Below are 16665 nucleotides of genomic sequence, written 5' to 3' on the forward strand. Positions count from 1 at the left end.
GGCGGCGTTGATATCAGTACACACGGCCGACCCCGGCCACCACGAAGGAGTTCGTCATGAGCCTTATCGGAGCCCTGCTCGGGTACGCCTTGACAGCGTTCATATTAGTGCTGATCGCCCGCATGGTGCTGGACTGGACAGGAGTGCTGGCCAACGGCGGCCCCCCGTGGGCGACCCGGGCCCGCACGCTGACCCATACCTGGACAGAACCGGTGATCGCGCCGGTTCGACGAGTACTGCAGCCCATACGAGCGGGCGGACTGTCGATCGACCTGGCGTTCACCGCAGTATTCATTCTCGCCCTGATCCTGCGCTCGATCGCCTTCAGCCTGTAGCCGCGGCGGCGTTCACCCGGCTAGCGGCCGGGCTTCAGCACGACGCGGCCGACCAGATCGGTTCCCGTCTCCAACAGGGCATGCGCCACAGGTCCGGGTTGCCGGCATATGGACGGCGTGGTCGACGCCCTCGCCGCCGGTCCATTCGCGCAACTGCGGGAGCGCCGCCGCGAGGTCGTGGTGACGCTGACTTCGTCAGCTCCCATGTCGCGCAATCGACTCTCCCCGAAGATGTTTCATCGCGTTCATGATCCGTGCGGTAGTCGGCGCCGCCACCCTCGCGCTACTGCCAGCACCCTCGCCCCGACGTCGGAAGAAAGGGAACACGACGAAGTCGGGCTGCGGTAGCCAAACGATGCGCGCGCGGACTCGCAGGGCTCCGAGCAGGCAGTACCGCTCCAATTCAACGGTGTACACGCCGAATGTTTACGCAGGTAAAGGTGGTTTTGCGGCGTAATGTGCTCAGCCATGACAACTACGGTGATAGACGTAGGAGGAGAGAAACTCGCACTGTGGGTCGCCGCGACCGGGCACGAGGTCGCGCGGCTGTCCCCGCAACCCGCGCCGATCATGCTTGCTCGGGCGCTCAGCGGGTTCCTGGCGATCGGGCGGGCCAGCATGCTGCTGCTGACCACCACGACCGACCCCGAACACATCCGTATCCACGACTTAGCCTACGAGATCACCGCGGACGCCGAAATGTGGCTCACCGAAACCGTCGGTGAAACCGTCACCTCCAGATACACCGACCGCGGCGACCACCTGCACCCGTTCATCAGCGACCCGGCACTCACCGCCGCCGCCCGAACGCGACTCCAGCAGACGGCACACTCGACCGCCGCGGCCACCCGCGACCTACTTACCCGCATCAGCGCCGATCCATCGCTGCCGCCAGCGCTTCGTGACCTTGCTCGCGACATGGGCAGCGGCGCCGACATCATCGCCACGCTGTACGACGACGAACCGCGCAATCGCCATCATGTCGACGAGGTCATGGGCTGGGCTCGCGACAAACTATCCCCCATCCACTACGACAGTCACGCTCACCCGATGGAGTGACGGGCCAGGTTGCCTCGATCGCACTACAGCGGCGGTCAGCCCGCGATCCCGCTGACCTCGTTGTGCCGGTGCAGCCTGCGAAAGATCCGGCGGTGGACCACGAATGATGGCGTCGCTGCGCAACCTCGTCATCAGCCTGCTCCGCCTCGCAGGGCACACCAACATCGCCAAAGCGCTGCGCCGCAACGCTAACCGCCCAGAAAGAGCATCCGAATTGGTCCTGAACAGCTGAAACAGGACTTTGCCTCACCCCTGCTGTAGAGCGTGACGTCGAATCCGACGTCGAGTAGTCCAAGAGCCGCAGTGACGCCGGTCTGGCCGGCGCCGATTACCGCGGCCGAACGGGTGGAGCGGGTAACGGAATTCTGCGATGTCATGCCGAAATGGTCCTGCGGACGCGTGCCGCTATGCAGTATTGCGATCACCGAGAATCAATAGGGTGACGCGGAATTCCGCCGCCCTAGAATTCACCCATGTCGTTCACTGTTTCCGACTTCACCGGTGACCGGTCCGAGCAGTACCGCCAGCTCCTCGCCCAAGCCGAAGCACTGGTCACCGGCGAGACCGACCGAGTCGCCAACGCCGCCAACCTCGCGTCCCTGGTCTTCCACGCACTGCCCGACCTGAACTGGGTCGGCTTCTATTTCTACGACGGCAGGGAACTCGTCGTCGGCCCATTCCAGGGCAAACCGGCCTGCGTCCGAATCGCCATGGGCAAGGGCGTCTGCGGTACCGCCGCCGACACCCGAGAAACCCAACTGGTCCCCGACGTCCACGTCTTCCCAGGCCACATCGCATGTGACGGTGACACTCGCTCGGAAGTCGTCGTGCCATTGGTCCACAACGGCGAACTGATCGGCGTCTTCGACCTCGACAGCCCCGAACTGAAGCGCTTCGACGAAATCGACCGCTACGGCCTCGAAGCCATCGCGCACGTCCTCCTCGCCACAATTCCCTTCGGCTAACACCCCCGTCCCGCATGCTCGATCGACGCGCGGACTCGAATGGCGGCTGTCGGCGAGAGCCCAAACAGCCATTTCCGTTGATTCGATGACGCCTACAGCGCCGGTGTCGCGACCGAAGCTCCCAGGCGCGATACCGAGTCGGGCAATGCGGTGGAGTTTGGGGCCGCCCAGGCGGTAGCGCGCACCGCGATGCTCCTCGGGGAGCCGGTCGCCCCTCTCGAACAACGCGTTGCGGAGCGTGCCCGGTACGTACTGTGTACGCGCCTCGCTCGGTGATGATGGTAGCCAGCGCGTAGATGCGGGCGGAGTATCGGTCTCGGCCGGCGGCATCCAACGCGTCGCGGATGCGCGAAACAGTTTGCGCGAGAACCCGTTTGGAAGGCTCGGCGACGAAGATCGCCTCGGCGTTCTCGGCCGCGAATCGAACACCGCGCGGCGAGGCACCGGACTGAAAGATAACCGGGCTTCGCTGCGGCGACGGCTCCGACAGGTGGATGCCGGGCACCGCGTAATGCGCGCCCTGGTGGCCGATGTGGTGCACCTTCGCCGGATCCACGTAGATGCCCTGCGCGGCATCGCGAACCACGGCGTCGTCCTCCCATGAGCCTTCCCACAGCTTGTAGAGCACCTCGAGATATTCGTCGGCCCGGTTGTAGCGCTCGTCGTGATCGAGTTGGTCGTCGGCGCCGAAATTCCTGGCGGCCGAAGATAGATAGCCGGTGACCACGTTCCAGCCGATGCGGCCTTTGGTGAGGTGATCGAGGGTGGAGAGCCTACGCGCGAACGGATACGGGTGCTCAAAACCGGTGCCGGTGGTGATGCCGAACCCGAGATGCTCGGTCACCGCCGCCATCGCCGAGACCAGCAGTAGCGGGTCGGCCACCGGGATCTGCGCGCCTTGGCGCAGCGCCGCGATGTCGTTGCCGTCGTATACATCGTAAGTGCCGAGCACGTCGGCGATAAAGATGCCGCCGAAACGCCCCTGCTCCAACAGGATTGCCAGTTCCGTCCAGTAGCTCAGTTCCTTGTACCGGTGCGACTGGTCGTCCGGATGCCGCCACAGCCCGGGTGATTGGTGGCGACGCAGTTCATGTCGAAGGCGTTGAAGCGAATGCGGCGGGTCGCTGTGGCTGTCCTTCCGCCGCGGCGGGCTTGCGTTCGCCCGCGCTCCACGCGAACGGCAACTCGGTGCCGTTGAGCAGGTAATCGCCGATGGCCTTCGCCTTGTAGATGGCGGGATTGTGCACCGAGATGGTGCGGGCATTGCGCCAGTGCCGATCCAGCCGCAGCCGCTCCGAAACAAATGGACGCGCCACCCACGTCGAACAGCAGGCTGGTGGCGGGCAGCACCACGTCGATCACACTCAACTGGGCCTGCGCGGCGGCAAGTTCGGCTGCGACGATGGCCTTTTCGTCACGACCGCCACTGGCCAGCGCCTCGTCGAGCACGTCGGCGACGGCCAACACGGTCGCGCGGGCGCTGAATGCGGCGGCCGACAACTTCCCGATCACCTGCTGCACCAACGGATCCCGGCGCGGCAGATCGGCCGTGGCGTGGGTATAGCTGCGGGTGCGTTCGGCGACCCAGGTCCTGGCGTCCTGTTCGGCCCGCGCGGCGACACCCGCGAGGACCGACAGCTGCACGAGTTGCAGGTACGAGGTCGCGTAGGTCGGCCCCGCGACGCCGTATCCCGGCCCGAGGATCCGATCCTCGGCGACCGCCACTTCGGTGAATTCGGTAGTGCCACTTGCCGTCAGACGCCGGCCGAAGCCGTCCCAATCATCGTGCTGGCGAACGCCGTCGGCCTGTGCGTCGACGAGCACGCCCACCCGCTCGCCCTGCTGATCGGCGGCGGCCAGAATATGGTCGGCATACAGCGAACCGGTGCTGTAGTACTTGACGCCGTTGAGCAGCCAGCGCTCACCATCGCGGGTCAGGCGGGTCCGATATCGGTCGACCACACCGACACCGGGCTCGGTGATCGCGTTGCCGACCAGGGTGCCCGTGGCCACGGCACGCAACCAGCGCTCCCGCTCCGGCCCCGGCTCGGCGAGCAACTGATCCTCGACGAACGAGAAATGCACCCGCAGCGCCTGCGGGAGATTCGATTCGGCGGCGGCCAGATCGACGAGCAGCCTGAACATCTGCCGCACGCCGGCACCGTATCCACCGAATTCGACCGGCACTCGCAGGGCGCCGAACTTGGCTTCCTTCAGCCACGTGACCTCCTCGAAGGGCAGTCTCCTGTCGCCCTCACGGTCGACCGCGCCCACGGCGATCCGGTCGAAGATCGGGCCGAAGATCGCGTCCAGTTCAGCGTCGGAAGTGGGTTTCGCTGCGTTCGATGTCATCACTCAACGATCGCGCGGACGGTACGCGCACTCACGGGTTACACGCACCGCGATCTAAACATCGGACATACCACGTGACCGGCCGCCGCGATGTCTACGCCCATCGCCGACGAAAGCCCTGAGCCGCTGCCACCACCGGTGGGCGCGCCCGACGGTACTCTTGGCCGGGTACCGTCGTCGAAGGGCCGAGGAGGCAGCGACCGTGACCGCATTCCGCGCTCGCGCCGGACTGGCCGCCCTCGCGGCGACCGGGCTGCTCACCGGCTGTTCCGGGAATTCCGCCTTGGACGCGGGACCAACCACCGGTCCCGCGGCCAATCCGCTCACGCAGTGCAACCCGCTCACCGACGATCAAATCACCCAGGCCGTGCACGCCGATTCCCTCACCGCACACCACCGGCCGCCGGTCTGCGCCTGGACCGCCCAACGCGGCGACGACGAGTCCGACCTCACCTTCACCTTCTCCGACCACGACTCCCTGCAGCTGACATGGCAGCGCGCCCAAGCGGACGGTTTCGAGACCGAACACCTGACGATCACCAAGCAGGTACTCGGGACCACGGTCACCGCAACCGGCTTCTATGTCAAAAACCCACACGACGCGGGTGACTGTGCCGTCGTCGCCTCCGACAACGGCACCATCACCTGGCGCGTCCAAAACCGTTCCCACACTGCGAAGCTCGATCCCTGTGCCACCGCCCTGCAGTTGACGACGCTGACCATCGACCTCTCACCCTGACGGGTCGGCATGATGTGCGGCGCCGAAACGCCTGCGCCTACTTGGGTTTCTGCAAGTCGTAGACGGTGGCATTGCCGACCGAGGTCGAGGTGAAGCTGCCGGCGACCCAGTCCGCGATGTCCTGGTGGCCGCTCGTCGGTCCTGCCGGACGGCCACCAGGGTTCTGCTGCGGTTCCTGCCCGGGTTCCTGGTTCTTGGGCGTGCGCGGCTTCGCCACGATGTAGTAGGTCACGTCGCCGTTCTTCACGTAGTTCCGGAACTCGTCCAGCGTCGGCGTCGGATCGTTCTTGAAGCCGCCGATCGCCATCACCGATGTGTCGCTGGACAATTCGAGCGCGGCCGCAGGTGAGGAGCGATCGATGGCGGCCGACCATCGCGTGGTAGTGGCCCGCAGCATCGCGTCGAGTTGTGGACTCGCGGTATCCCCGCCCATGTATCCGCCGGCACCCCCATGCCCCGGTTTGGCCGGGCCGACGGCTGGACCACCGCCGGTGTGCGATTGGCCCAGCGTCGCCACCGCGTAGGCCGAGGTGCCGCCGAGACCCGCGATCACGCCGACCGCGATCAGCACCGTCGAGAAGCGGCGCAGCGTCGACCATGACGTCGCCACCACACCAACCGCGGCGACGATCGTCACGGCGAGGACCGCCCAGCGCAGCCACGGCAACCAGTCCGAATTGCGCTGCAGCAGAACGAAACCCCAAATACCACTGGCCAGAATCAGCGCCGCCGAGCCGTAGCGACCCAGGGCGCGGTCACGCAGCCGCCACATTTCGTTCACGCCGAGGCCGAACAACCCGGCGATGGCGGGCGCAATGGCGAGCGTGTAGTAGGCGTGCAGGCCTCCGTTCATGTAGCTGAAGACGACACCGTCCACCACCAGCCAGACTCCGAACACGATCGCGCCCGCCCGGATCAGGTCGGTGCGTGGGCGGCGACCGCGCGCGATCAACACCAGGGCGAACGCGAGCAACGCCGCGGGGATCAGCCAGCTGATTTCGAAACCGATCTCGCCGTTGAACAGCCGGGTGCTGCCCACATGCGAACCCATCCCGCCGAACCCCGAGTTCCCATGCTGCGGATAGGCGTCGACGGCCGGCTCAGCGCCCGCAGGTGGCCGGGCAGGCGCACCCCCATGTCCGGCCCCGCCGCTGCTGCGGCCCTGAATGCGCTGCAGTCCGTTGTAGCCGAGTACCAGATCCATGAAGGTGTTATCGGTGGAGCCCGCCATGTAGGGGCGAGAGTCCTTGGGCCACAGCATCGTCAGAACCACGTACCAACCGGATGACACAACCAGTGCGACCGCCGCACCGAGCAGATGCAGGATTCGCTTGCCGAACGTGGTCGGCGCGGCCAGCAGGTAGACAATCCCCAAGGCTGGCAAAACCATCAGGCCCTCGAGCATCTTGGCGAGGAACGCGAACCCGAGCGCCACCCCGGCCAGCGCCAGCCACCGGGCACTGGCCCGCGGCAGCGCCCGAATCGTGCAGTAGGCCCCTGCCGTCATCAGCAGCACCATCACCGCGTCCGGATTGTTGAACCGAAACATCAGGGCCGCCACCGGCATCAACGCCAGCACCGCACCCGCGAGCAGCCCCGCCCCGCGCCCACTCACCCGCGCGACCGCGCCGTACAACAGCGCAACCGCCGCTACCGCCATCAACGCCTGCGGCACCAACATGCTCACACTGGAAAACCCGAACAGCTGCCCAGACAGCCCCATCACCCACTGCGACACCGGCGGCTTGTCCACGGTGATGAAGTTGCCGGCATCCAACGACCCGAACAGCAGGGCTTTCCAATTCTCGGACCCGGCTCGAGCCGATGCCGCATAGAACCCATTCCCCATCCCATTGACGGTGATGTTCCACAGATAAGCGACAGCGGTCCCCACAAGCAGCACCACCAACCCGACCCGCTCCCACCGTCGGCCGGACCACCCTGGGAACCGCCCACCCCCCGACGATGTCGAATCGTCAGGCTCCTCGATACTCCGGACATCAGCACTGATCCACGTCATGGCAGCATTGGTCACACCGAAATTCTCGACACCCCAGGATCACGCCCGCTGTGTACAGGCTGCCAGTTTCCTGTGAGCACCTCCGACACGCACGGATCGGATCCGAATTGTTCGGTGACAGGTCGCGGCCAGCGGTCGATGCGACGCAGGGCGCCACGTCGACTCCATGGCGTTGGCAGCCCGCGGGGTCTGGCCAGTGCCGAATGCGCTTCGCCCGACGTTCCCCATTATTCATCGGCGAGCCGATGCGGCCGGTCGAACGAAAGTCATCCGATCCACTACCGCATCGGCCAGCGCCGGAAGGCGAACGGCCGCGGCGAACGTGCCGCAGCAGGTGTCAGCGCTCTTCGTAGGTGATATCGTAGGCGGCGGCGATGGGGTTGATCTTGGCCGGGTCCAGTCGACCCTCGGTCAGGACGGCGGGTCCAGCCTCGAACAGGTCCTCGAGGTAGTGCTCCCAGCCGCCGGGGGACGAGATCTGAAGTACCCGTGGCGGTGGCGTCGAGACGGCGCGCAGGGCGTGCGGGATGCCGCGGGGCAGCAAGATGAAGGTGCCCTTTCCCGCGGTGTAGCCGCGGCCTTCGAACTCGATGCCGAGTTCGCCCTCCAACACATAGATGCCCTCGTCGGCGACGTGGTGGGTGTGGCGTGGAATGTCCCTTGCGACAACGACTTCGAGCAGCGAGAAGCGGCCGTTGGTGTCGGCGGTCATCGCCTTCACGGCGAATGCGGGCGGCATCGGCACGCGCCCCTGCCGTACCTGAGTGGGCTCCAACAGGATGAAACGATCCTCGGACATGGAAAGCTGACCTCCAATGTGGGATGCTGGAATCGGATTCCGGTTCCGTTTCAATTAACTCGGAGGAGTGCAGCCGTTGTCAACCCCCTCGACGCCCGAGCGAAAACCACGTAACGATGCGCAGCGCAATCGGTTACGCGTGCTGAAGACGGCACGCGAGTTGTTCGCCGAACGCGGCGACGAGGTGCAGATGCCCGAACTGGCGCGGGCGGCGGGCGTCGGGGTCGGCACCGTGTACCGGCACTTCCCCACCCGCCAAGCCCTCATCGAAGCCGCGGCCGAGCACCGGTTCGCCGAGTTGGCCGCATTCGCGCGCACCGAATGCCGCCGGCAACCCGAGCTGGGTCGCGGGCTCGAGCTGTACCTGATCCGGGTCGGTGAGGTGCTGGCGGGCGATCGCGGCCTGTCCTCCGCCATCGAAGCCGCCCGAGGGACCGCAGAGACCGAACCGCGCGGCGCCGCCAGGGCCGAACTCGAAGCCGCGATCGCCGCATTGATCACCGACGGCCAGGCCGCTGGGACGCTGCGCACCGACATCACCGTCGCCGATGTCTACATGCTCGTCGGCGCCATGTCCGCGACCATCCGCACCGGTAGCGGCGACTGGAACCGCTTCCTCGATCTCGCCCTGAACGGTGTGCGCGCGTCGTGAATCAGCCACCGCGTCGACGAAAACCGCCCCGGAGCTCCATTCGGAACTCCGAGGCGGTCGGCGCTTACTACTGCGGGTAGCTCTCCGGCGGCTGCCAGGGGCGGCCGTGCGGATCATCGGGGGGCTGCGGCGGTGCAGGCGGCTGCTGCTTCTGGAATGGCTCCTGTGGTGGGAGCACCGGCTGCTGCGGGGTCGACGAGGTGCGAGACGGGACCGGGGGCGGCGTCAAACCCTCGATCGAAGCGCGAGCATCGGCCTCGGCGGCACGCACCGCACGCTCGATTGCCGGATCGCGGGCGGTATCGAACCAACCCTCTACGTCCGAATCGTCCTCGGGCTTGGCCGGCGTGGAATCGTCGGGCGCGGGCTCGTAGCGGAACACGCCGTCGTCACCCTTGGTGGCGAAGTTCTGCGCGAATCCTTCGAGCGCCTTGCCGAAATCGCTCGGCACCAGCCACACCTTGTTCGCATCGCCGCGGGCGACCAGCGGCAGAGTCTGCATGTATTGGTAGGCAAGCAATTCCGGTGTCGGCTTGCCGGATTTGATTGCGGCGAAGACCTTTTCGATGGCCTTCGCTTGGCCCTGTGCCTGCAGGTAGGAGGCGGCGCGTTCACCCTGAGCGCGCAGGATGCGGCTCTGCCGTTCACCTTCGGCGGCCAGGATCGCGGACTGCTTGGCGCCCTCGGCGGACAGGATCGCGGCCTGCTTGGTGCCCTCGGCCGTCTTGATCTGTGACTCCCGGGTGCCCTCGGCGGTGAGGATCATCGCGCGCTTCTCACGATCGGCCTTCATCTGCTTTTCCATCGATTCCTGGATCGACGGCGGCGGATCGATGCTCTTCAGCTCGACCCGCGCCACCCGCAGACCCCAGCGGCCGGTGGCTTCGTCGAGCACGCCGCGCAGCTGGCCGTTGATCTGATCACGGGAGGTCAGCGTCTGTTCCAGCGTCATGCCACCGACAACGTTGCGCAGCGTGGTCACGGTCAGCTGTTCGACCGCCGCGATGTAGTTGCTGATCTCGTACACCGCCGCCTGCGGACTGGTCACCTGGAAATACACGACGGTGTCGATGTGCAGCGTCAGGTTGTCCTCGGTGATCACCGGCTGCGGCGGGAACGACACCACCCGCTCGCGCAGATCCACCTTCGCCCTGATCCGATCGGCAAAGGGCACCAGAAACGTCAACTGGCCGGACACGGTGCGCGAATACCGCCCGAGCCGCTCGATGACCGCCGCCTCGGCCTGCGGCACCAGGGCGATCGACTTGAAGACCACCACCACGACCAACAGCACCAGGACGGCGGCAACGATCAGTACAGCCATTACGGTCCCTTCCAGACGACGGCGGTCGCGCCGTCGATCCTCATGACGTACACCTTGGTCCCCTCCGGATATTCTTCGGTCAGATCGAACGGCCGGGCGGTCCACACCTCGCCGCCCAACTTCACCTGGCCGCTGTGCTCGCTCACCGCTTCCAGGACCAGCGCCGACTTGCCAGGCAGCGCGTCCACGTTCGTCGGTGTCAGCGGCGGCTTTCCATAGTGCCGCAACAGAACCGGACGAACACCCAGCATCAGGACGACCGACACCACCGCGAACACCACCGCGTCCACGATCACCGATGTGTCTGCGATAAAGCTGATTCCGGCGGTGATGAGCGCGCCGCTACCCAGCATCAGCAGAGTCAGATCGCCGGTGAGCATCTCCGCTGCCGCGAGCAGGATCCCCGCGACCAGCCAAACAATTGCGGCCACAGACACACTGTAGTGCTCCTACCCCCGTCTGGGGAGTTACCAACACAAGATCAGACCGTTGTTCTCCATCCCGGTCGCGGACCGGGCGGCGTGGGGCGCGCCGATCCACGCCACCGACATATCGCCGACGAATCCGGTCTTCCTGCTGCCGATCTCGATCGCCGCCGCACACGCGCCGCGCCGGGCACACCTGTCGCACAAGCCGGCGCCCGCAAGGTAGCTTCGGGCGGGTGAGTTCGCGTGACATGTACGGCAGCGACATCTTCGGCGGGCACTCGCGTAAGCAGAAGCGAGCGGTGCCGCAGGTGACTGCGGAGCGTGACCTCGTGGTTGAGGATGCCGCCACCGGATTCTGCGGCGCCGTGGTCGGATTTGATCGCAGCTACGACGGTGAGTTCGTGAAGCTGGAGGACGGGCGCGGTGCCGTGCGGCTGTTCGCGATGCGCGAGGCCGCGTTCCTGATCGACGGGCAACCAGTGACCCTGGTCCGCCCCACCGCCGCCGCACCGAAGAAGGACACGCGCTCGGCATCCGGTTCCACCAGGGTGGAGGGATTGCGCGCCCGAGTCGCCAGAACCAGCCGCATCTGGGTGGAAGGCGTACACGACGCCGCGCTGGTGGAGCGGGTCTGGGGACACGATCTGCGCGTCGAGGGCGTCGTCGTAGAACACCTGGAGGGTCTGGACAACCTCGCCGAGCGACTCACCGAATTCGCCCCCGGCCCCGGCCGCCGCGTCGGCGTCCTGGTCGACCACCTGGTCACCGGCTCGAAGGAAACCCAGCTGACCACCGGTCTCGGCCCCCACGTCCTGGTCACCGGCCATCCCTACATCGACGTCTGGCAGGCAGTGCGCCCCCCGACCGTCGGCATTCGAGCCTGGCCCGACGTACCGCGCGGCGAAGACTGGAAAACCGGCATCTGTCGCCGTCTCGGCTGGGGCACCCCGCAAGAAGGCTGGCGGCGCGTCTACAACGCCGTCGAAACCTTCCGCGATCTGGAAGCCCCGCTCATCGGCGCGGTGGAAGGCCTCATCGACTTCGTGACCGAACCGGAGTAGTCGCAACCCTGCCACGCACCACGCAGGCGTCCGCATTCGGCCGGGGCTGGGGTGTAGCGACAGCGGTGATCCACTCGCCGGGACGTCGATCGGACCGATCGACCCCCTTCTGCCAAACTCGAGGGGTGACCGATCCTCGTGACGTGGACGCAACCCGGCTCGCTACCGACTCGCTCGCCGAGGGCGATCCGACCGGCTGGTTCGAGCGACTCTATGCCGCCGCCGAGGCGGGCTCCGCGGTGGTGCCGTGGGATGCCGACGAGCCCAACCCGCTGCTGGTCGACTGGTTCGAGCGACACGACCCCGCCGGCATCGGCGGCCGCGCGCTCGTGGTCGGTAGCGGGCTCGGGCGGGACGCGGAACATGTTGCGCGGCAGGGGTTTCGCACCACCGCGTTCGACATCTCCGAGACCGCGATCCGTACCACGCTGGACCGTTTTCCGACCTCGCCGGTGGACTACGTGGTGGCCGACCTGCTCGACCCGCCCGCCGAGTGGCTCGGTGCGTTCGACCTGGTGGTCGAGTCGATCACGGTGCAGTCCATGCCGCTGTCCGTGCGCGCCGAGGCGATCGTCAATGTGGCGCGCATGGTGGCGCCGGATGGCGAGCTGCTGGTGATCTCCGGTATCCGGGTGGAGGGCGAGCATGTCGACGGACCGCCGTGGCCGCTGACCCGCGCAGAGATCGAGTCCTTCGCCGTGGGCGGGCTCGAGCCCGCCCGCATCGACCAGGTATCGCTGCCGACCAGGCCGGAGGCCTACCGGTGGCGCGCGGCCTTCCGTAGGGGTTGACACCGGCGAGTTAACGGTGCGCATTCAGGATCGGTTCGGCCGTCCATGCGCGCAGCTCACCTGGGTACCCAGCACGGATGCCCCCGAGTAGCGATCACCCTTTATGCTCGATGATTATGTGCTCTCCTAGTGCCACGCTGACGGTGTGGGCCGGCTCATGGCTGGCCGGATGCAGCGCGCCTGACGACATATTGGAGGCCCTGTACGCCTGGGCGCCGCAGCACACCATTGCTGCGGGCGACCCGGTGACCGGCGGTCGTAACGACCTGCCCTGGTCCTCTCGTGGCAATATGCCCGGCACCGGAGTCATGGCGTTGCTCAAGGTGATTCGCGAGACCATGGCGCAACCGGGCGCACAGCTGCGGCTGGTGCTCCCGGTGCCCGGCGATGTACGCGGCATGCCCACCGGCACCGCTTTCGCAGCCGACGCCATCGAGGCGGGCGAGGGCCTGCTCATCGGTGTCCCCGCAACCGAGGGCACCGGCCTGATCCCGCAGTGGGCCGACGACGACACCCTGCAGTGGACCATCTACAGCACGCCCATCCCGCCCGCGCCCGGCCCGGACATGACCCTCGGCGAGGCCGAATACGCGATGCGCGAAGCGGTCCGCGACGCCGCCGACGCCCTTATGCGGTTGCACACGACCTCGGTCGGCGCGGCCGATTCCGATCCGCGCGAACTCATCGAAGCCGAACTCGCCGACTACGCCAAGCACGATTACCCGGAATCAATCCCGCTGCGCGCCAGGCGAATTCTGAACACCGCCGACCACGTCGCCGCCATCCTCACCGTGGCGCAACGTGAACCGGCCTCCTCCCCCACTTCGGCCACCGCCATAGGCGCCCAGGAAACCCTGCTGCGCCCGCTGTGGGACGCCATCCGCGCCGCCCGACTGGTCGCCGTCCACGCCGCTGCTCGCGGCGCCGCCTGAACTTGGGGAGCACGACAGGGGGTGTGAGAGCCGCGTGCCGCGCGAGCAGGCGGTCGTTCTGGTTGAATGAGCCGACCATCTGGCTACTCGACCCTGGGCGGTGCGTCATGCTCTTCACCCGTCGCGGTTTCGCGGTGCTCACCGCCGCGCTGATAGGCCTCGCCGTGCCTTCGGCGGTTCCCGCCGCCGCGGTCGTTGGCGGCGGTACCACCAATGCCACGGCTTATCCCTGGCTCGCCGCGATCGGCAGTCCGCTGTTCCTCACCCGACCGTCAGGACAGTTCTGCGGAGGCGCACTCATCGCGCCGGATCAGGTGATCACCGCGGCGCACTGCGTCGAGGTCGCCATCTTCCTACCAGAGGCGTTGACGGCGACGTTCGGCCGGACCGAGCTGCACTCGGGCGACGGAACCACCGTGCACGTCAAGAACATTCGGATCCACCCCGACTTCCACGACACCGATTTCGACGGCGAAACCGTGCACCATCACGACGTCGCCATCCTCACCCTGGACCGACCACAACCGGGACCGTTCCTGAAAATCGGGGCGGCGGACGGCGGTGTCGGCACCGTCCTCGGCTGGGGCGCCACCACCGAGGACGATTCCTCGAACACCAGGCTGCGAGCTGCCCTCGTCCCCCTGGTCTCCGACAATGCCTGCGCGCCCGCCTACGGCTCCGCTTTCGACCCGGCCGACATGCTTTGCGCCGGATCCACCGAAGCCGATACCGGCGAATTCGACAGCGGCGGACCGCTTGTCGTCAACGGCCGCCTCGCGGGCTTGACTTCCTGGGGCAAAGGCAGCGCCCGCTCCGGCTTTCCCGGCGTTTACACTCGACTGCCCAGCACGCCCTTCTGACCCGGTCGCGCACAGTATGTTCTGAGCTCAGTGGTTGGGCGGCTGCTGCTGGTACTGCGGCGGATACGGCTGTTGCGGGAACTGCTGGAGCTGCGGCTGATATGGCTGCTGCGGCTGATATAGCGGCTGCTACGGGTATTGCTGCTGATACTGCGGATATAAAGCGATGCTATCGCAGCGTCGTTGGTATTCCCGAAGGTGGGCAGCGCGGGTACTTCACCGTTCCGGCGAGGCTATTTCACCGACCGGCGGGGACCGCTTCGGCGCGCCGGCGCGCAGCACCCGACCGCGCACGGTTCCCCGTCGTAGGTACAGCCGTAGCCCGATACCGCGCCGAGTCGGCGTGCAGCGGTGTTCGTCAGGTGTTCGCCGATCAATTCGACGACCAGCTGCGCGAATCGTGGATCGGTGCCGGGGGTCGCCGCCCTGGCGAACGCCATATCCAGTTGGGCGGCCTTATCTTTGGCCTCGTTGTCCAGGTCCCAGATCACCTCGAGGTGGTCGGAGACGAAGCCGACGGGACACACCACCACGGCGTCGACGCCCTTGCCGGACAGGTCCTCGAGATGGTCGACGATGTCGGGGTCGAGCCACGGGATCTGCGGCGGACCCGAGCGCGACTGCCACACCAGGTCGTAGTCGGTGAAACCGGTTGCGTCGGTGCACAATCGGGCCGCTTCGGCGACCTGACGACTGTAGAGCCTGCCACCGTCGCCGGGTGGGCCCGCGGCGGCGTCCGCCGAGACCGGAATCGAGTGTGCGGTGAAGACCAGGCGGGCTCGGTCGCGGCGATCGGCCGGAAGTTCTCGCAACGCAGCGCGAATCGCGTCCGCGAACGACTCGATCAGCAGCGGATGGTCGAAATACTGGCGCAGCTTCACCAATTCCGGCGCACCCGCGCCGAAAGCCGCACGCGCCCTCGCGATGTCCTCGTGGTACTGCAGGCAGCCCGAGTAGCCGCCCCACGCCGAGGTGGGGAGCACCAGCGCGGAGCGCACGCCGTCGGCAGCCATCCGCGCGACAGTGTCCTCGACCATCGGATCCCAGTTCCGATTACCGAAGTACACCGGCAGCTCGATTCCGGCAGTGGCCAATTCGACCTCGACCGCGGCGATGATGTCGCGGTTGAGCGCGTTGATCGGCGACACACCGCCGAAATGCAGGTAATGCTGCGCGACCTCGTCGAGGCGCTCGCGCGGTACGCCCCGGCCGCGAGTGACGTTCTCCAGGAACGGCATCACGTCCTCGGGGCGTTCGGGACCACCGAAGGAAAGCAGCAGTAACGCGTCGAAGCTCATGCTCAGCCCATCGTCATTGCGGCGCGGGCCGGAACCCGGTTGCGGGAGACGCCACCCGGGCGCGCGCAGGCATCCCGGCCGTCACCGAGAGGCGCGCGCCCGGACGACGGGAGACTCACGCGTTCGCCGGCTCCGCCTCGTTCGCGGCCTCGTCCTCGCCCAGCATGCTAGCCGGGATGGACCAGTTGTGGCTCGCGCCGCCGTCGACGTAGACGATCGAGGCGGTGGTTCCGGGCAGCCAATCCGAGAGCAGCGCGCAGACCGACTTGGCGACCGGGGTCGGGTCGTTGACATCCCAGCCGATCGGGGCGTTCTCGTCCCACACGGTGTTGAGCGCCTCGAGCTTCTTGGCCTCGCCCGTCGCCGCACCGGCGATGGCCTTCGCCGCGAGGGTCTTGACCGGGCCCGCCGCGACCAGGTTGGAGCGGATGCCGCGGTGGCCAACCTCGCGGGCGACGTAGCGGTTCACCGACTCCAGGGTCGCCTTGGCGACACCCATCCAGTTGTAGAACGGCACAGCCTGGCGCGGGTCGAAGTCCATGCCGACGATCGAGGCGTCGTCATTGAGCACCGGCAGCAGCGCCTTGGCCAGCGCCGAGTACGAGTAGGCCGAGACCTCCAGCGCCACCGCGACATCCGCCCACGGCGCGTCCAGGAACTCGCCGCCGATACCGAGGCAGGAGCGCGGCGCGAACCCGATGGAGTGCACGACACCGTCGATGCCCTCGGGCGCGATCTCGCGCACCCGATCGGCCAGGGTCGCCAGGTGCTCGACGTTCTGCACGTCCAACTCGATGGCCGGCGGCACCGTCTGCGGCAGCCGCTGCGCGACCCGGTCGATCAGCCGCAGCCGATCGAACCCGGTGATGAGCACCTTCGCGCCCGCCTCCTGCGCCACCTTGGCGACGTGCCACGCGATGGACGCGTCGGTGATGATGCCGGTGACCAGGATGGTCTTGCCTTCGAGCAATCCGCCCATGAGTTCTCGGTTCTCCTGAAGTCGTATGTAGGTTGCTTGCGGCCACCGAGGTGTCGGCGCCGCTCGAATTT

At 67.0% G+C, this 16665-nt stretch carries 17 protein-coding genes and 3 pseudogenes; 11 read left to right on the plus strand and 9 right to left on the minus strand.

The window, feature by feature from the left end:
* Positions 1 to 56 precede the first annotated feature (56 nt).
* The 3 genes from ACV7NQ_RS45315 to ACV7NQ_RS45325 all read left to right on the plus strand — a co-directional run bounded on the left by ACV7NQ_RS45315 (position 57) and on the right by ACV7NQ_RS45325 (position 1626).
* Positions 57 to 335: a YggT family protein gene (locus ACV7NQ_RS45315; RefSeq protein WP_463365112.1), complete on the plus strand. Its 279-nt coding sequence runs from the start codon at positions 57 to 59 to the stop codon at positions 333 to 335.
* Between the two features lie 468 nt (positions 336 to 803).
* Complete coding sequence (locus ACV7NQ_RS45320; protein WP_463365113.1) at positions 804 to 1394, plus strand: hypothetical protein; 591 nt, start codon at positions 804 to 806, stop codon at positions 1392 to 1394.
* A 103-nt stretch (positions 1395 to 1497) separates the two neighbouring features.
* On the plus strand, positions 1498 to 1626 hold the full coding sequence (locus ACV7NQ_RS45325) for a hypothetical protein (RefSeq protein WP_463366155.1): 129 nt from the start codon (positions 1498 to 1500) through the stop codon (positions 1624 to 1626).
* 4 nt (positions 1627 to 1630) lie between these two features.
* Here the strand turns inward: ACV7NQ_RS45325 and ACV7NQ_RS45330 are convergent.
* Positions 1631 to 1771 (minus strand): annotated as a pseudogene (locus tag ACV7NQ_RS45330) (cadherin repeat domain-containing protein); the annotation flags it as partial.
* 96 nt (positions 1772 to 1867) lie between these two features.
* On the opposite strand from ACV7NQ_RS45330, the gene ACV7NQ_RS45335 reads away from it, so the two are divergent.
* On the plus strand, positions 1868 to 2359 hold the full coding sequence (locus ACV7NQ_RS45335) for a GAF domain-containing protein (RefSeq protein ID WP_463365114.1): 492 nt from the start codon (positions 1868 to 1870) through the stop codon (positions 2357 to 2359).
* A 235-nt stretch (positions 2360 to 2594) separates the two neighbouring features.
* On the opposite strand, the pseudogene ACV7NQ_RS45340 reads toward ACV7NQ_RS45335, so the two are convergent.
* Positions 2595 to 3451, minus strand: a pseudogene (locus ACV7NQ_RS45340) (NtaA/DmoA family FMN-dependent monooxygenase); the annotation flags it as partial.
* A pseudogene (locus tag ACV7NQ_RS45345) lies at positions 3448 to 4711 on the minus strand (acyl-CoA dehydrogenase family protein). The pseudogenes ACV7NQ_RS45340 and ACV7NQ_RS45345, both read right to left, overlap by 4 nt.
* A 202-nt stretch (positions 4712 to 4913) precedes the next feature.
* Here ACV7NQ_RS45345 and ACV7NQ_RS45350 point away from each other — a divergent pair.
* Entirely contained in the window at positions 4914 to 5450 is a 537-nt protein-coding gene (locus ACV7NQ_RS45350; RefSeq protein ID WP_463365115.1) for a DUF3558 family protein, read from the plus strand.
* Between the two features lie 37 nt (positions 5451 to 5487).
* Here the strand turns inward: ACV7NQ_RS45350 and ACV7NQ_RS45355 are convergent, their stop codons facing one another.
* Positions 5488 to 7470, minus strand: coding sequence for an ArnT family glycosyltransferase (locus ACV7NQ_RS45355; protein WP_463366058.1), 1983 nt, complete (start codon positions 7468 to 7470; stop codon positions 5488 to 5490).
* Between the two features lie 337 nt (positions 7471 to 7807).
* Complete coding sequence (locus tag ACV7NQ_RS45360) at positions 7808 to 8269, minus strand: cupin domain-containing protein (protein WP_463365116.1); 462 nt, start codon at positions 8267 to 8269, stop codon at positions 7808 to 7810.
* Positions 8270 to 8345: 76 nt separating this feature from the next.
* Here ACV7NQ_RS45360 and ACV7NQ_RS45365 point away from each other — a divergent pair, with 76 nt between their 5' ends.
* On the plus strand, positions 8346 to 8921 hold the full coding sequence (locus tag ACV7NQ_RS45365) for a TetR/AcrR family transcriptional regulator (RefSeq protein ID WP_463365117.1): 576 nt from the start codon (positions 8346 to 8348) through the stop codon (positions 8919 to 8921).
* 67 nt (positions 8922 to 8988) lie between these two features.
* On the opposite strand, the gene ACV7NQ_RS45370 is transcribed toward ACV7NQ_RS45365, so the two are convergent.
* Both ACV7NQ_RS45370 and ACV7NQ_RS45375 read right to left on the minus strand, forming a co-directional pair.
* Positions 8989 to 10245: an SPFH domain-containing protein gene (locus ACV7NQ_RS45370; RefSeq protein WP_463365118.1), complete on the minus strand. Its 1257-nt coding sequence runs from the start codon at positions 10243 to 10245 to the stop codon at positions 8989 to 8991.
* Positions 10245 to 10676, minus strand: coding sequence for an NfeD family protein (locus ACV7NQ_RS45375; RefSeq protein ID WP_463365119.1), 432 nt, complete (start codon positions 10674 to 10676; stop codon positions 10245 to 10247). The genes ACV7NQ_RS45370 and ACV7NQ_RS45375 overlap by 1 nt, the downstream gene beginning before the upstream one ends.
* A 58-nt stretch (positions 10677 to 10734) precedes the next feature.
* On the opposite strand from ACV7NQ_RS45375, the gene ACV7NQ_RS45380 reads away from it, so the two are divergent.
* From ACV7NQ_RS45380 to ACV7NQ_RS45400, 5 genes are all read left to right on the plus strand, one after another.
* Positions 10735 to 10896, plus strand: coding sequence for a hypothetical protein (locus tag ACV7NQ_RS45380; protein WP_463365120.1), 162 nt, complete (start codon positions 10735 to 10737; stop codon positions 10894 to 10896).
* A 25-nt stretch (positions 10897 to 10921) separates the two neighbouring features.
* Positions 10922 to 11734, plus strand: coding sequence for a DUF3097 domain-containing protein (locus ACV7NQ_RS45385; protein ID WP_463366059.1), 813 nt, complete (start codon positions 10922 to 10924; stop codon positions 11732 to 11734).
* Positions 11735 to 11859: 125 nt separating this feature from the next.
* Entirely contained in the window at positions 11860 to 12525 is a 666-nt protein-coding gene (locus tag ACV7NQ_RS45390; protein WP_463365121.1) for a class I SAM-dependent methyltransferase, read from the plus strand.
* 116 nt (positions 12526 to 12641) lie between these two features.
* Positions 12642 to 13457, plus strand: coding sequence for a hypothetical protein (locus ACV7NQ_RS45395; RefSeq protein ID WP_463365122.1), 816 nt, complete (start codon positions 12642 to 12644; stop codon positions 13455 to 13457).
* Between the two features lie 62 nt (positions 13458 to 13519).
* Complete coding sequence (locus ACV7NQ_RS45400; protein ID WP_463365123.1) at positions 13520 to 14317, plus strand: serine protease; 798 nt, start codon at positions 13520 to 13522, stop codon at positions 14315 to 14317.
* A gap of 233 nt (positions 14318 to 14550) precedes the next feature.
* Here ACV7NQ_RS45400 and ACV7NQ_RS45405 read toward each other — a convergent pair whose 3' ends face one another.
* A complete protein-coding gene (locus ACV7NQ_RS45405; protein WP_463365124.1) occupies positions 14551 to 15615 on the minus strand; it encodes a ferrochelatase in 1065 nt (354 codons plus the stop codon).
* 115 nt (positions 15616 to 15730) lie between these two features.
* Positions 15731 to 16594, minus strand: a complete 864-nt coding sequence (gene inhA, locus ACV7NQ_RS45410; RefSeq protein WP_463365125.1) for an NADH-dependent enoyl-ACP reductase InhA — start codon at positions 16592 to 16594, stop codon at positions 15731 to 15733.
* Between the last annotated feature and the right edge of the window lie 71 nt (positions 16595 to 16665).

The sequence above is a fragment of the Nocardia sp. Tas62D01 genome, from assembly GCF_055232035.1.